Annotated in this window: 15 protein-coding genes; 11 read left to right on the forward strand and 4 right to left on the reverse strand. The window is 49.1% G+C overall.

The features are described from left to right. Positions 1 to 60: 60 nt before the first annotated feature. The 3 genes from LJ740_RS13725 (at position 61) to nhaA (ending at position 2,794) form a co-directional block, all read left to right on the forward strand. Complete coding sequence (locus tag LJ740_RS13725) at positions 61 to 456, forward strand: adenylyltransferase/cytidyltransferase family protein (RefSeq protein ID WP_229529681.1); 396 nt, start codon at positions 61 to 63, stop codon at positions 454 to 456. After that, positions 456 to 1,487: a CDP-glycerol glycerophosphotransferase family protein gene (locus LJ740_RS13730; RefSeq protein WP_229529682.1), complete on the forward strand. Its 1,032-nt coding sequence runs from the start codon at positions 456 to 458 to the stop codon at positions 1,485 to 1,487. The genes LJ740_RS13725 and LJ740_RS13730 overlap by 1 nt, the downstream gene beginning before the upstream one ends. 119 nt (positions 1,488 to 1,606) lie before the next feature. Continuing rightward, positions 1,607 to 2,794, forward strand: a complete 1,188-nt coding sequence (gene nhaA, locus LJ740_RS13735; RefSeq protein ID WP_229529683.1) for a Na+/H+ antiporter NhaA — start codon at positions 1,607 to 1,609, stop codon at positions 2,792 to 2,794. Here nhaA and LJ740_RS13740 read toward each other — a convergent pair. Continuing rightward, on the reverse strand, positions 2,772 to 3,224 hold the full coding sequence (locus LJ740_RS13740; RefSeq protein ID WP_229529684.1) for a hypothetical protein: 453 nt from the start codon (positions 3,222 to 3,224) through the stop codon (positions 2,772 to 2,774). The two genes, nhaA and LJ740_RS13740, sit on opposite strands and share 23 nt — an antisense overlap. 110 nt (positions 3,225 to 3,334) lie before the next feature. Further along, positions 3,335 to 4,099, reverse strand: a complete 765-nt coding sequence (locus LJ740_RS13745; RefSeq protein ID WP_229529685.1) for a 3-deoxy-D-manno-octulosonic acid kinase — start codon at positions 4,097 to 4,099, stop codon at positions 3,335 to 3,337. 54 nt (positions 4,100 to 4,153) lie between these two features. On the opposite strand from LJ740_RS13745, the gene LJ740_RS13750 reads away from it, so the two are divergent. Next, positions 4,154 to 5,239 (forward strand): glycosyltransferase family 9 protein, encoded by a 1,086-nt coding sequence (locus LJ740_RS13750; RefSeq protein WP_229529686.1) that lies wholly within the window; start codon positions 4,154 to 4,156, stop codon positions 5,237 to 5,239. On the opposite strand, the gene LJ740_RS13755 is transcribed toward LJ740_RS13750, so the two are convergent. Beyond that, a complete protein-coding gene (locus LJ740_RS13755) occupies positions 5,236 to 5,910 on the reverse strand; it encodes a DUF2306 domain-containing protein (RefSeq protein WP_229529687.1) in 675 nt (224 codons plus the stop codon). The genes LJ740_RS13750 and LJ740_RS13755 overlap by 4 nt on opposite strands. A gap of 142 nt (positions 5,911 to 6,052) precedes the next feature. Here LJ740_RS13755 and LJ740_RS13760 point away from each other — a divergent pair, with 142 nt between their 5' ends. Then, a complete protein-coding gene (locus tag LJ740_RS13760; protein ID WP_229529688.1) occupies positions 6,053 to 7,246 on the forward strand; it encodes a helix-turn-helix domain-containing protein in 1,194 nt (397 codons plus the stop codon). On the opposite strand, the gene waaA is transcribed toward LJ740_RS13760, so the two are convergent. Further along, complete coding sequence (gene waaA / locus LJ740_RS13765) at positions 7,230 to 8,534, reverse strand: lipid IV(A) 3-deoxy-D-manno-octulosonic acid transferase (protein ID WP_229529689.1); 1,305 nt, start codon at positions 8,532 to 8,534, stop codon at positions 7,230 to 7,232. The two genes, LJ740_RS13760 and waaA, sit on opposite strands and share 17 nt — an antisense overlap. Positions 8,535 to 8,691: 157 nt before the next feature. Here waaA and LJ740_RS13770 point away from each other — a divergent pair, with 157 nt between their 5' ends. The 6 genes from LJ740_RS13770 to glpG all read left to right on the forward strand — a co-directional run bounded on the left by LJ740_RS13770 (position 8,692) and on the right by glpG (position 14,381). Next, positions 8,692 to 9,756, forward strand: a complete 1,065-nt coding sequence (locus tag LJ740_RS13770) for a glycosyltransferase family 9 protein (protein ID WP_229529690.1) — start codon at positions 8,692 to 8,694, stop codon at positions 9,754 to 9,756. Continuing rightward, positions 9,753 to 10,853, forward strand: a complete 1,101-nt coding sequence (locus tag LJ740_RS13775; protein WP_229529691.1) for a glycosyltransferase — start codon at positions 9,753 to 9,755, stop codon at positions 10,851 to 10,853. Before LJ740_RS13770 ends, LJ740_RS13775 begins: the two co-directional genes overlap by 4 nt. A gap of 157 nt (positions 10,854 to 11,010) precedes the next feature. After that, positions 11,011 to 12,198 (forward strand): glycine C-acetyltransferase, encoded by a 1,188-nt coding sequence (gene kbl / locus LJ740_RS13780; protein ID WP_229529692.1) that lies wholly within the window; start codon positions 11,011 to 11,013, stop codon positions 12,196 to 12,198. Beyond that, complete coding sequence (gene tdh / locus LJ740_RS13785) at positions 12,198 to 13,226, forward strand: L-threonine 3-dehydrogenase (RefSeq protein WP_229529693.1); 1,029 nt, start codon at positions 12,198 to 12,200, stop codon at positions 13,224 to 13,226. The genes kbl and tdh overlap by 1 nt, the downstream gene beginning before the upstream one ends. A gap of 1 nt (position 13,227) precedes the next feature. Then, a complete protein-coding gene (gene glpE / locus LJ740_RS13790) occupies positions 13,228 to 13,542 on the forward strand; it encodes a thiosulfate sulfurtransferase GlpE (protein WP_229529694.1) in 315 nt (104 codons plus the stop codon). Further along, positions 13,539 to 14,381: a rhomboid family intramembrane serine protease GlpG gene (glpG, locus tag LJ740_RS13795; protein ID WP_229529695.1), complete on the forward strand. Its 843-nt coding sequence runs from the start codon at positions 13,539 to 13,541 to the stop codon at positions 14,379 to 14,381. The genes glpE and glpG overlap by 4 nt, the downstream gene beginning before the upstream one ends. Positions 14,382 to 14,502: the final 121 nt, after the last annotated feature.

Raw genomic sequence — 14,502 nt, forward strand, 5'->3', positions numbered from 1 at the left:
CTGAACCTTGTGTTTTTCGGCGGGGACTTTCCCTTCGATTTATTAACTGGCGAGTAACGAGTGCGTAGAATAATCACCTTTGGAACCTATGACGTTTTTCATGTTGGTCACGTTAAATTATTAAAACGGGCCAGATTACAGGGGGATTATTTAATTGTCGGGGTGTCCTCCGATGAACTCAACTTCAGTAAAAAAGGTCGTAATCCGGTGTATTCACTGGACAATCGCATGGAAATCATTGGGTCCTTAAAGTTTGTCGACGAAGTCTTTGTGGAGCATTCCCTGGAGGCAAAGCGCCAGTACATCCTGGAGACCAAAGCGGATGTACTAGTGATGGGGGATGACTGGGTAGGCCGGTTTGATGAGTTTAAAGATATTTGTGAGGTGGTGTATCTGCCACGTACGCCATCGGTTTCCACCACTGAGATCATCGAAGTGATTAAGGAGATTGAGTAATGCGGCGGTTTCTCATGTATATCTCCGAAAACTATGCATTTGAAATTTTACGACCACTACAGGCAGAGATAAAAAAACGTGGATTTCAGGTGGCCTGGTTTGTAGAGGGGGATCATGTCAATCTGAGCTATTTTGCTGAAGATGAAACCCTGCTACCCGATGTGCCGGCGGTCAAAGCGTTTAATCCCGATGCGGTGTATATTCCCGGAAATCTGGTGCCAGACTTTATCCCCGGTCTGAAAGTGCAGTTGTTTCACGGCTTTGAGTGGAAGAAAAAGGGCCATTTTCGCATTCGCGGCATGTTTGATCTCTATTGCACTCAGGGACCATTGTTTACCAAAAAATTTAATGAACTAGCGCAACCACATCGCCATTTTGATGTAATAGAAACCGGCTGGCCGAAGATAGATAGCTTGTTTAACGCTAAACCTTATCACTGGCCTGAGCGAGACCAAAGACCGGTAATTTTGTTCGCACCTACTTTTTCCCCAGCCTTAACCAGCGCTCCGGCATTGTTTGAGCAAATTAAAGCATTGTCGGAAACCGGACAGTGGCAATGGTTAGTTAAGTTTCATCCCAAAATGGATGCACACTGGCAACAACAATATCGGGACATTGAAAACGCCAATTTAAACGTGGTGGAAACACAGGAAATTGCCGGTCTGCTGCAGTGCGCTGATGTTATGGTATCCGATACGTCATCTATCATTACCGAGTTTGCTCTGCTCAATAAGCCGGTGGTTACTTTTGCCAATTCTCAGCCAGATCCACATTTACTGGATTTTAGTGAGCCGTCACAATTGCGGGAAATGCTCCAACAGGCGCTTGAGACAAAAAGCGCGTTGGCCGAAAAAATTAGCAATGCGGTAGCGCAATTACACCCCTATGCGGATGGCAAATCTTCGCAACGGGTGCTGGATGCAACCTTGCAGTGCATCGAGCAGGGCCGTGATCACCTTAAAGCGAAACCTTACAACCTGATCCGCTCTTTGAAACTGCGTAAGAAACTGCGCTATTGGTGGGGTTTTTGACGTCCTGTTAATCGCTACCTGGCTGCAATGTCATTCAGCTTTAATGACCAGGCAGCTATAGTCATAGTGTAAAATAATGTTGAGCATCCCTGAAAACACCTGCAGCCGGAGACCAGACAATGCAAAAATCCGTTATTGAAGAATTTTTAGATAAAGAATCCTCCGCCGGGATCATTCTGATGTTTGCTGCTGTGTTGGCTATGATAGCCGCCAATACGCCGCTGTCCGCCTGGTATGATTTATTGATTGATACGCCGGTGGCGGTACAGGTCGGAAAACTGGAAATAGCCAAACCACTGTTGCTGTGGATCAACGATGGCTTAATGGCGGTGTTTTTCCTGTTGGTGGGGCTGGAGCTCAAGCGCGAAGTGCTGGAGGGAGAGTTATCTGATCCGGCTAATATTGTGTTTCCCGCTATCGGGGCCGTAGGGGGTATGTTGGTACCGGCGGCTATTTATTATTTTTTCAATCAGCATGATCCCGTCACGCTGAAAGGCTGGGCCATTCCCGCCGCTACAGACATTGCGTTTGCGCTGGGTATTTTGTCGTTGTTGGGTTCGCGGGTGCCGGTGAGTTTAAAAATCTTTCTGACTTCGCTGGCCATTTTTGATGATCTGGGTGCCATCATTATCATCGCGCTGTTTTATACCAGTAAAATATCGGTATCGGCACTGATTGTTGCCGCCATCTGTACGGCCATTCTGGGCTTTATGAATTATCGTGGCATTTCTGACCGAAGTCGTTATGTGTTTGTGGGGGTTGTGATGTGGGTGGCTATGTTGAAGTCCGGCGTGCACGCGACCTTAGCCGGGGTCATTATTGCGATGTTTATTCCCATCAAACATCAACAGCCGGATCAGCCCTCGCCACTGAAGGAAATGGAGCACGATCTGCACGGTGTTGTGGCGTTTTTTATCCTGCCTATTTTTGCCTTTGCCAATGCCGGTATCAGTCTGGAAGGTGTGACTTTTGAGCAGATATTACATCCGGTACCACTGGGCATTGCCGCCGGGCTTTTTGTCGGGAAACAGGTGGGTATATTTGGTTTGTGCTGGTTGGGGATTAAATTAGGGCTGGCAAAATTGCCCAAAGGCATGTCCTTTCTGAGTCTCTATGGTATTTCACTGTTGTGCGGGGTGGGTTTTACCATGAGCTTATTTATCGGTTCTCTGGCGTTTGAAGAAACCGGTGCTATCCCGTTATTTGACGAGCGACTCGGTATTATTCTGGGCTCCTTATTGTCCGGGGGTGTGGGCTTTATCGTGTTAAATTTCAGTCTTAAGCCTAAGGCGCAGAAGGTGGCGTAGCTGAAGAGTCGCTCTGGAATTGCTCATCGCCCTCCAGCTTATATTTGCAGATGTATTCAGGTGTCTTCAGCAATGAATGAGCGTAAATAAAGCCGTATATCCCGGTCATCAGGATACTGGGTGCCACTGTCGCTGCCACATCCGGGGTGTTGTTTATCAGGTTGAGTACAACCACCATCACGGATTGCAAAGCCAGAGGTGGCAGTACGGCAATTTGGGGGCGCTTGTGACATTTCATTTTACTCAATGTCCAGTTGAGTAATGCCGTAAAAGTAACCGTCATCAGGGCGCTGTAGCTGCCCTGTAAAAGTGCACTGCGCAGCACCAGCGCGCTATCGTCACTGGCCATGCTGTTCACCCACCATGACCACAAGCTGTAAAATATGAAGGCCACCAGGGCGGACAGGATTGCGCGCGTTTTTGCAGACATTGTCGATTCTCTTTTCTGACGGGAGCCGATGATACCCTGCCGGTCAATGCAGAGGATTACCTGTTGCTACTTATAGCTATTAGACCTGAAAACTCGCATTTTCATTCCGCTTAGCGACTTTTTGCCTCATAGCCTTGAATAAAACAGTCCCAGTCTTTCTCGCTCCAAAAGAAGCGCTCATTCTGAGCTTGTTCTTTTTCCAATGAACGGTGCAAGCGTTGCAGGTTTTTTGCTTTCCAATTGTCACCCGTTAATCTGGCGCATTTGTCGAAGTCTATCAGCCAGCCCTGATTTTGTTTATCCAGCATGATATTGCGAATATTGAGATCGTGATGATAGATTTGTTGTTCGTGAAAGCTGCTGATTAAACCACCCAAATGAACCCAAAGTTCATCGGACAGGGCTTGTTGTGTCAACTTCTGATGCAAATCAACTGCGTCGGGAATGCGTTTGATCAGGATGTAATTGCGGTAAATGAGCCCGCTTCGATCAATGCCGGCCATCACAGGTTCGGGCACAGGCAGCCCCAGTTTGTGCATCTCCAACAGCAGAAAAAACTCCCGCCAGGCACGGGTTTTCTGGTAACCATTGAACACAAACTGATTGGATAGCAGCTTGCCAGGTAGTCCGCCGCGTAAGTATTGACGCAGGATCATGTGCTGCTCATCGTGCCGGACAAAAAGTGTTGTACCCCTGCCTGCCGCGGAGCCGGTTACGGCATTGTTTTTGTACCAAAACTCGGCTTTGAATACCTGTCTGGAGGCATTGAGGTGACAATGCTGGTGGCGCAGTATACGGCATCCCGATTGCTGAAATAATTGCACATCAGGGTGTTGTTGTTGCAATAAGTGCGGCAACGGGATTTGTTTTGGCATTTGACTTCGCTTGCGACAGGTAAACAAGTAAGGAACAATAGTGCCAGATTATAAATGACAGTGACAGATCCGACGTTCGGATTGGAATTTTTTGTGCAAGAAAACGGTAAGCTTTGTATTTTAAGGTTGTCTGCTATTGGTGATGTATGCCATGCCGTAGCGATGGTTGAACGCATTCAGCGCATGCGCCCCGATATAGAAATCACCTGGATTATCGGCAAAGTGGAATATCAGCTTGTGCAGGATATGCCAGGCATTCGGTTTGTGGTGTTCGACAAGCGTCAGGGGTGGTCAGCCTATCAGCAATTGCGTCGCGACCTGAAAGGGACGCGCTTTGACGTCTTGCTCTTGATGCAGGTGGCCTTGCGCGCAAACCTGGCCAGTCTGATGATCAGAGCAAAAAAGAAAATCGGGTTTGATGCTGAACGGGCCAAAGAGTTACACCATTTCTTTATCACTCATCGCATCGCCAACCAAAAGCACCCTCATGTGTTAGATGGCTTTATGGCCTTTGCCGATGCTGCTGGTATTGCAGACGGGGGAATACCCCGTTGGCATATTCCCATTCCCGACGAGGCTGGCAGGTCTGCGCAGGCCTTGTTAAATGGTATGCAACGCTACGCAGTAATCTGTCCGTCCGCCAGCAAAGCCGAGCGGAACTGGACGGTAGCCGGTTACCAGGAAATTGCCTGCCACCTTAAAAGTCGGGGCTACGCCGTGATCCTCTGTGGTGGACCTGCCGGGAGTGAAAAGGCGTTAGCGGAAGCGATTGAGGTATGTGGCGACATCCAGCTCAACCTTACCGGGAAAACCAGCCTGAAACAGTTATTGGCAATACTCAAAGGTGCTGAGCTGGTCATTGCGCCGGATACCGGGCCTGCGCACATGGCAACCACAGTGTCTACGCCAGTGGTTGGTTTATATGCTCATAGCAATCCGGTACGCACCGGACCCTACAATGACATTGAACATGTGGTTTCTGTTTATGAAACTGTAATCCAACAGCAAAAAGGTAAATCCTGGCGCGAATTGCGCTGGGGAGCACGGGCAAAAGGTCAGGATTTAATGGCTCTGATTAAGCCGGAGCAGGTGATTGCTCAAATTGACCGGGTACCTGGAACGCCTGATAACCGCCTTTAAATGGTTTGATCTGCCAGTTTTGCTAAAGGTTTGGCCTCCTTCACATTTCTAATAATAAACAGCTCAGCGATAAGCAAATTTAGCGCAAAGCCGACCCAGATACCGATACCAATGACCAGCTGATCTATTTGCCCAAGCACCAGAAAGGCCGGAATAAAGAACAGGCGTTGTGTGGCAGGGCCAAGTGCTACTGCTGTGGTACGGATCATCCAGGCGCGGTGTTCAGCGATTTTGCCTTGCCTGATTTTCACAATACCAAAGACAACACAGATACAGCTGGCAAGAGCGAAAGTCATGACACCAAAATACTTAAGATAACCACCAAAGGCTGGATACACCTGGTTCATAATCAGCGCCGTTGTCCCGGCGGTCAGGGCACTGAACACTAACAAAATGCCTGCGGACTTGTGAAACCATGGCGCTTTTGCACGAATATTGGCGGAAAATTGTAAGGGACTAAGTAAGTTAAACGCCACACCGGCAATTATGTGTAGAATGATGGGCAAGGGTATCTGGTAGTAGTGGGGAACTTCCGGATCATGAGACGCGTCGCCGCTGATCAGTCCGGTGTTTAAGGCTTCCAGTTGTAATGTACCTGACAGGATGCTGATGAGTCCCAACAGGTACAAACCCAGAATACTCCAGTTCAGATGTTGTTTAATTGTGGTCATAATGGCTTCCTGTGTCAGCATAAAAAAGTATGGCAGACAGTTTGTCAGTAACCGGTTATCTGGTCGTCCTGCTCCACCGGGAAGGACAGCTTTTTATTACTGAATGCTGGTCACTTAGTGGCGTGCAGAGGGCTCTTTTTCTATGCAAGATATGTTGTCATTTCACTTTTTCGCGTTCAGCCAGGGCATAGCCCTGTTGGGCGGCCTGCTTGTATGGCGCAACAATTCGGATAACAAGCTGAAGTGGCTTTTTTCCGGACTTATTCTGTCGGTGGGCTTAATCGCGCTGGCTGCGCAATTGGTGGAATACCAGGAAGCTAATGTGAGTGTGGCAATTGCCCTGTTGCTCCCTGCCTTTTTTGGGTTACCTGCATTGTATTGGTTGCTGATTGCCTATCTCACCAGTACAGACTTTCGCCTTTCTAAAAAACAACTGCTGCACAACAGTTTGTTGCCGGGTTTGTCGTTAATTGTCAGTGTCTGCATTCTGCTGCTGCCGACGCAAAGGCGTGTTCTGGTTTTTGGTAATGGCGACAACTACCTGCATTGGTGGGAAGATGCTCTGTTGGTTGCGGTATTTGTCCTGTTTGTGATCTGGCTGCTCTTTTCGCTGACCTATCTGATTAAAATGATACGTCGACTGGTTCATTACCGAAGGCAGTTGCCTCTGGTGTTTTCCAATATCGAAGGACGGGAATTAAACTGGATCAACTGGCATGGTTTGCTGATGTTGTTACTGTGGTTATTAACCGCCAGCGGTTATCTGGGGGTATTTGCGCAGTTGCAGACCCTGAACATGGTTATGGGTGCAGTAGCCTGCTTGATATTTATGTTGGTATTGACCTTGTGGGGTACACAACAACAGCCCGGTTTTGCCTTGTTTACCGCACAGCGTCAGCAACTGGAAGCGGTATTGCTTGCCGATACTGAGCCACAGACTCAGCCGGAGCAGCCTAAAGCCTATCAAAACTCCGGGTTGGCGGCCGCGGATTTGCAACTTTTTTCAGAAAAGCTGGAGGCATGTATGGATGAGCAAGTTTATCTGGATCCCGATTTAACCTTACCGGAGCTGGCCGCTAAAAGTCACATTCCGGCAGTTTATGTCTCCCAAACCTTGTCTCAGGTGTTTAAATGTAATTTTTATCAGTTTATCAACCGGCGTCGAATTCATTTTGCACAGCGACTGCTGACGGAAAGCAACCAGAGTGTGCTGGATGTTGCCTTAGCCGCGGGGTTCAATACCCGTTCGGCCTTTTACAATGCGTTTAAAAGCCAGACAGGGCTGACACCAGGTCAGTACCGCAGTAAGTCTCAAACACCTAAGCAAAACCAATAATCGCCAAAGTTTGGTCGATAGCTCCTGCATTGTGCGCGATGACTGCAGCTCCGGCTTTGCCTGCTGCACTGGCCTGTTCAGGATGAGCCAGCCAAAGCTGGATTTGTTCGCAGAGTTGCTGTTCGTTTGGCACCGACACCATAGCCTGAGCGTTGACTAATGTCTCAAATATGACAGGGTTGTTGTATAAATGCGGCCCCATGATAACGGGTTTGCTAAACAATGCCGCTTCCAGCGCATTGTGGCCGCCTTTGTCTGCCAGGCTACCACCGACAAAGGCGATATCGGCAAGGTGATAGACGCTTTTTAATATGCCCATAGCATCTATGAGTAACACGTCTGTGTCTGCTGTTACCGGCCGGTCATCGGACAATCGTTGCTGCTTAAGTGGCTGCCCGGCAATGAGCTTTTCGACGCGACTAAAGCGCTGAGGGTGTCTGGGTGTAAGGATTAGCAGCAACTTAGGAAACGCGGATTTCAATGTCTGATAGCTTTGCAGCAGGGCTTTTTCTTCCGGATCGTGGGTACTGGCGCCCAGTAACACAGTACGCCCCTGTAACTGCAGTTTCTCCGCCAGGACAACGGCCTTGGCCTGATCATCCTCGGAAAGCGTTTGATCAAACTTGATATTGTTGGTGAGGTGTAACTTTTCCTGAGGACAACCCAGGGCCATATAGTTGTCAAAATCCCGCTGACCCTGAGCGCAAACGGCGGTGATTTTACACAGCATAGGTCGGAACAGGGTTTTGAGTTTGGCATAGCTCCGGGCGGATTTATCGGTCAGGCGGGCATTAATGATGTATACCGGTATATTGGCCTTCCAGCAGGCATGGATCAGATTAGGCCAGAGCTCCACTTCAGTGATCAGTACCTTTTGGGGGGCGACACGGCGCAATAAGCCATACATGGCCATGTGCAAATCGTAGGGCAAATAAACATGGCACACAGAGTCACCGAAGGTCTTTTTAACCTGAGCAGAGCCGGTTGGCGTGGTGGTAGTAATTGTCACAGGGTATTGCGGGTGTTGCTGCCGGATTTTTTTCACCAGTGCTGAAGCTGCCACCACTTCACCCACGGAAACGCAATGCAGGAGCAAGCCACCCCGTTGCTTGATTTTGGGCAAAAAGCCGAAGCGTTCAAATTTTCTTTTGCGATATTCCTGACCGCGATAGCCAGCTTTGATTAACAGGTTCAAAAAAGCCAGCGGAATAAACAAGGCGATTAACCCGGAATACAACCATCGGGCTATAAATTCTTTCAGTGTGGGTTTGTAAGAGGCTTCATGCATAGTGATTATTTGTCACGATGTTTCGGGTGCAAAACCCAATATTCATATAATTGTATTAATTGTGTGCTTCCATCCGAAGTCAGAGTAGCGCAGCAAAATGACGGATTTTTTGCGCATTATAACCGCCTCATCAGATTTAGGTTGAGTTTTTAACATTATGTTGCCTGACACGGCTAACCCCAACACTATTTTAGTGATCCGACTGAGTGCCATTGGCGATATTGTGATGGCCAGTGGCTTGCTTAACAGCCTTAAGTCCCGATGGCCTGACGCCAATATCGTCTGGTTAGCGGAACCGGTTGGCGCCACTATGCTGCATGGGCATCCGTTGCTGAAGGAGGTCCTGGAATTACCCCGGGCACGCTGGAAAAGACTGGGAAAACAAGGTCGTCTGCTCGCACTGTTCAAAGAGATAAAGGCTTTTCGAAGACAACTAAAAGCCCAATCATTTGATCTGATTATTGATGTGCAGGGCTTACTTAAAAGTGGCATCTGGGCCTGGCAGGCGAGAGGTACTTTAAAAATTGGTCTGGGCAGCAAAGAGGGTAGTCACTGGTTCTTTCATCAGACCCTGCCCAGGGAAAATACCCCGATAATTGCCTCTGAATATCGGGCTTTGGCTAAGCAGTTGGGCTGTTCAATGTCCCAATACCAGATGTCGATAGCCAGATCAGAGCAAACAAGACAGGCGGTCGACACGCTATTGAGTGACAGGGGGGTGTCGGAATATGCGGTTTTTTGTGTCTACACCACGCGGCCACAAAAGCACTGGTTTGAAGGTCACTGGATGGACCTGGCTGAAAAGGTGCGTAAAAAATATCGCATTCCTGTGCTCATTGTCGGTGGCCCCGAGGATGCTGAACACGCCAAGGATTTAGCCGCCTGTGGCAATATGCTGTCAGTGGCAGGCCAAACCACGCTGCCGGAAACCGCTGAGTTGGTGCGCCGGGCGCGTTTTGTGGTAGGTGTGGATACCGGCGTGACCCATATGGGCATTATGCACAACGTGCCCACTGTGTGTCTGTTTGGCTCTACCGCACCCTATCTGAGTGCTGAGGGAGCTGAAATTATCTATCTCAATAAATCCTGCTCGCCATGTAAGCGCAAACCCAGTTGTGATGGTGAGTTTCATTGCATGGCCGATATCAGCGCAAAGAGTGTACTAAAGCGCCTGAAAATGTTGCGGGTCAAGGCTAACAATAACGGTAAATCAGCAACATGAAGGCACCTACTGCAGAGCGAATTCGGGTGCTGCATATCGAAGCGGGGAAGCACCTGTATGGCGGTGCTCAGCAAGTGGTTTATCTGTGTCAGGGGTTGCAGTCTTACCCGGTTGATAACGTTTTACTGTGTCCTGTCGAAAGTGAGATTGCGCTGGCCGCCAGAGATGTTGCGCTGGTGGACCCCATACCCATGCGAGGGGACCTGGACCTGGGTTTAATATCTCGTATTAGCCAGAAAATTCGACACTATCGCCCCCATATCGTGCATGTTCACAGTCGCCGGGGGGCGGACCTGTTTGCGGCGTTGGCCGCGCAATTCTGCGGCGTTGCGGCGGTGTGTTCGCGCAGGGTGGACAACAAAGAGCATGCCCTTTTTGCCCGCTGGAAATATCGCAAGTACCGCAATGTGGTGTGTATTTCTGAGGGAATTGCCAATGTGGTGAGGGCTACCGGATACCCCAGCGAGCGCATAACCACCATCCACAGTGCCGTAGATACCAATTTATTTACCCCTGAAGCCGATGCCAGCTGGTTCCGAAGCGAGTTTAATATTCAGCCGGAAGAACTGGTGATTGCCAATTTTGCTCAGATGATTGAGCGCAAGGGGCAGGCCGCTTTGATAGACGCGTTTTACCGCTTGCGCAACAGGTTCCCCCATACCCGGTTATTGCTGTTTGGCAAGGGGCCCAGATTGCCAGCCTATCAGCAACAGGTGGCCAGATTGGGGTTGCAGGAGCGGGTGCAATTCCCCGGATTTCGCAAGGATATGAGGCGCATTATCCCCGCTGTTGATCTGGTGGTTCACCCCGCCACAACCGAAGGGTTGGGAGTGGCGTTGTTGCAGTCAGCTGCCTGTCGGCGACCTGTTGTCGCTACCCGTGCCGGAGGCATTCCTGAAATAGTGCGACACCAACAAAATGGCCTGTTAACCGAGGTGGGCGACCAGACAGGCCTGACCGACGCCATGCAACAACTTCTCAGCGACGCTGAATTGCGAAAGACAATGGGCCACAACGGCCGCATCATTGCCGAGCGAGATTTTTCCATCGCCACCATGGCTAAGCGAAATTACCAAAACTACCTGAGTCTGATTTGACGTTTCGGCAACAGGGGCACTGTCAGTTTTTAATTACAATTTGATTTAACTGCATAGAAGCCAGACTATCGGCTTTGCATTGGGCCAGTTACTATTGCACCTTTATCCTTTAAAATACCTACAATAAATTAATAACGATATTTTCAGCAGGCCTACAATGAGCATGATAGAACATTTGAAAACCGAACTGGCAACCTTGAAAGAAGAAGGTTTATACAAATCAGAACGGGTGATTACTTCGCAACAAGATGCCGACGTGAGTGTCACCAGTGGCGCCCAGGTACTGAATTTTTGTGCCAACAATTACCTCGGACTGGCGAATCATCCTGAATTGATACAGGCGGCAAAAAATGGTCTGGATAGTCATGGCTTTGGCATGGCGTCAGTGCGGTTTATTTGCGGAACTCAGGACAACCACAAAGTGCTGGAGCAAAAAATCTCTGAGTTTCTCGGCATGGAAGATACCATTTTGTATTCTTCCTGTTTTGATGCTAACGCCGGTTTATTTGAAACCCTGTTAGGTCCTGAAGATGCGATAATTTCCGATGCTTTAAATCACGCCAGCATTATTGATGGCGTGCGCCTGTGTAAAGCAAAGCGCTTTCGATATGGCAACAATGATATGGCTGATCTGGAAGCCAAATTGCAGGAAGCCACAGAACAAGGTGCCCGCTTTAAACTGATTGCTACCGATGGGGTGTTCTCTATGGACGGCATCATAGCCAATCTGAAAGGCGTGTGTGACCTGGCAGATAAATACGGCGCAATGGTAATGGTGGATGACTCTCATGCCGTTGGCTTCGTAGGCGAAAATGGTCGCGGCAGTCATGAGTATTGTGAAGTGATGGGCCGGGTTGACATTATCACCGGTACACTCGGTAAAGCCTTAGGTGGCGCGTCCGGCGGATATACGGCGGCCAGAAAAGAGGTCGTTGAATGGTTGCGTCAGCGCTCACGCCCCTATCTGTTTTCCAACTCCTTAGCGCCCTCCATCGTGGCGGCATCAATTCGCGTTATTGAAATGTTGCAACAGGGCAGTGATTTACGTGAAAAGCTGGTGGAAAACAGCCGTTATTTCAGAGAAAAAATGTCAGCTGCAGGTTTTACCCTGGCAGGTGCCGATCACGCCATTATTCCGGTCATGATTGGCGATGCGAAACTGGCGTCACAGATGGCAGATAAAATGTTGCAAAAAGGTATCTATGTGGTGGGATTTTCTTTCCCGGTGGTGCCAAAAGGTCAGGCCCGCATTCGCACCCAAATGTCGTCAGCACATAGCAAAGCGCATCTGGACAAAGCCATTGATGCCTTCATCAGTGTGGGCAAAGAGTTAGGAGTGATCTAATGAAAGCCTTATCAAAATTACATGCCGAAAAAGGTATCTGGATGGTGGATACCGATAAACCCGAAATGGGCCACAATGATTTGCTGATCAAGATCCGCAAGTCTGCAATTTGCGGCACCGACATGCATATTTACCACTGGGACGAATGGGCCCAAAAAACCATTCCCGTGCCTATGGTTGTGGGCCACGAATACGTTGGCGAAGTCGTGGACATGGGCAGTGAAGTGGCAGGGTTTAAACAGGGTGACCGGGTTTCCGGCGAAGGCCATATTACCTGCGGTCATTGCCGCAACTGCCGGGCCGGGCGTCGTCACCTGTGTCGCAACACTTATGGTGTGGGCGTAGATCGCACTGGTTCATTCGCCGAATATCTGGTGATCCCGGCGTTCAATGCCTTTAAAATCCCGGACAATATCAGTGATGATCTGGCCGCTATATTTGATCCCTTTGGCAACGCGGTGCATACCGCGTTATCTTTTGATTTGGTGGGTGAGGATGTACTGATCACCGGTGCTGGTCCTATTGGTATTATGGCGGCGGCCGTGGCCAAACACGTGGGTGCGCGCAATGTGGTGATCACCGATGTCAATGAGTACCGACTGGAACTGGCCCGTAAAATGGGCGCAACGCGTGCGGTAAATGTCGCATCGGAATCTCTGAAGGATGTGATGCGGGATTTAGGCATGACCGAAGGGTTTGACGTAGGGCTGGAAATGTCAGGTGTCCCGGTGGCTTTCAGAGACATGCTGAACAGCATGAATCACGGGGGTAAAATTTCCTTGTTGGGTATTCCGCCCTCGGATATGGCCATCGACTGGAACCAGGTTATCTTCAAAGGGTTGGTGATCAAGGGAATTTATGGCCGGGAAATGTTTGAAACCTGGTACAAAATGGCCAGTCTGATCCAGTCTGGATTGGACCTGACGCCCATGATTACCCATCAGTTCGGCATTGATGATTTTCAAAAGGGCTTTGAAGCCATGGCTTCCGGTCAATCCGGAAAAGTGTTGTTAAACTGGCAGGAGTAACATGCAATCTTTTAAACATATTGATGTCGCTGGCACGGCGACCCTGATGCAACAGGGCGCGAAAGTGTTTGATATACGCGATCCTGACAGCTTTGCTCAGAGCCATATTCCGGGTTCTGCGCATTTGACCAACAACAATCTGCAGCAAGTGATTACAGAGTTATCCACTGATACTCCGGTGGTGATTTGTTGCTACCACGGCATCAGCAGTCAGCAAGCCGCTCAGTATTTTGTGGCACAAGGATTTGATGACGTTTATAGCATGGATGGTGGTTTTGAGGCCTGGAAACAATCTATGCCATCAGAAAGCGCGTGATTGTTCTGGCGGCCTTTCCGCAAAAGTCACCGGCGAATACGCTGGTGGCTTATATGCAGGCGAATAATATCGCGTGTTCCTGTCAGGCGCAGGAACAGCAATTTCAGGTGATTCTGCACGATGATTCCGATCTGGAAGAGGCAAAACAGATGTTGCTGGAATTTGTGCAAAATCCCAACGCCAAAAAGTTTCAGTCTTTTGCCTGGCAAATTGCCGCGCCTGCTGAATTAGGGGCGGGCAACAGCCATTTTTCCCTGAGCAACATCGCAAATTCGCTGTTCAAATCGCCCTTTGCCGCCGCAATTTTACTGATTGCCCTGGCTATTCATGGTCTGGTGTTTGTATTTGGCCAGTTTGAACTTTTCGATCACCTTTATTTTCAGCCCTGGTCAGACGTGATGCAAAGTGGTGAGGTGTGGCGATTAATCACACCAACACTGATGCACTTTTCTGCCCTGCATATTATTTTCAATCTGGTGTGGTGGTGGATTCTGGGCAGTGACATTGAACATAAACTGGGACTGGGTTTGCTGGTGGCAATCTATCTCATTACCGGATTGCTCTCCAACCTGGCGCAGTTCTGGGTCTCTGGCCCGAATTTTGGCGGTTTAAGTGGAGTGGTTTACGGATTATTTGGTTTTGTCTGGTGGATGGGCTGGCTTAGACCTGATAAAGGATTGAGTCTGTCGAAACCCTTGATTGGCTTTATGCTGCTGTGGCTGGTTATAGGGTTTGCAGACGTGCTCTGGATAAACATGGCGAACACCGCTCATTTAACGGGTTTGGTTAGTGGCTGTCTGCTGGCGTTGCTGGCCAGTAGAGTTTTTGCCAAGGTGTAGGCTGAGGCTTTCAACATTTCAGATTTTTTTCCACAATTAATTGGTGTCATGTTTTCCACATTTCTATATGATCTAAATTCGCTTGATTTCCCGCGATAACTAAATGCAATCAGGAGTGTTT

Origin of the sequence: Planctobacterium marinum (assembly GCF_020687805.1) — a bacterium.
GTDB lineage: Bacteria > Pseudomonadota > Gammaproteobacteria > Enterobacterales > Alteromonadaceae > Planctobacterium > Planctobacterium marinum.

Bases quoted from the DNA above. Each gene is read 5' to 3' on its own strand.
- LJ740_RS13775 (WP_229529691.1), top strand. From the start codon at position 9,753: ATGAAGGCACCTACTGCAGAGCGAATTCGGGTGCTGCATATCGAAGCG.
- LJ740_RS13750 (WP_229529686.1), top strand. From the start codon at position 4,154: ATGACAGTGACAGATCCGACGTTCGGATTGGAATTTTTTGTGCAAGAA.
- LJ740_RS13745 (WP_229529685.1), bottom strand. From the start codon at position 4,099: ATGCCAAAACAAATCCCGTTGCCGCACTTATTGCAACAACAACACCCT.
- LJ740_RS13730 (WP_229529682.1), top strand. From the start codon at position 456: ATGCGGCGGTTTCTCATGTATATCTCCGAAAACTATGCATTTGAAATT.
- LJ740_RS13740 (WP_229529684.1), bottom strand. From the start codon at position 3,224: ATGTCTGCAAAAACGCGCGCAATCCTGTCCGCCCTGGTGGCCTTCATA.
- nhaA (WP_229529683.1), top strand. From the start codon at position 1,607: ATGCAAAAATCCGTTATTGAAGAATTTTTAGATAAAGAATCCTCCGCC.
- waaA (WP_229529689.1), bottom strand. From the start codon at position 8,534: ATGCATGAAGCCTCTTACAAACCCACACTGAAAGAATTTATAGCCCGA.
- LJ740_RS13770 (WP_229529690.1), top strand. From the start codon at position 8,692: ATGTTGCCTGACACGGCTAACCCCAACACTATTTTAGTGATCCGACTG.
- tdh (WP_229529693.1), top strand. From the start codon at position 12,198: ATGAAAGCCTTATCAAAATTACATGCCGAAAAAGGTATCTGGATGGTG.
- kbl (WP_229529692.1), top strand. From the start codon at position 11,011: ATGAGCATGATAGAACATTTGAAAACCGAACTGGCAACCTTGAAAGAA.
- LJ740_RS13755 (WP_229529687.1), bottom strand. From the start codon at position 5,910: ATGACCACAATTAAACAACATCTGAACTGGAGTATTCTGGGTTTGTAC.
- LJ740_RS13760 (WP_229529688.1), top strand. From the start codon at position 6,053: ATGCAAGATATGTTGTCATTTCACTTTTTCGCGTTCAGCCAGGGCATA.
- glpE (WP_229529694.1), top strand. From the start codon at position 13,228: ATGCAATCTTTTAAACATATTGATGTCGCTGGCACGGCGACCCTGATG.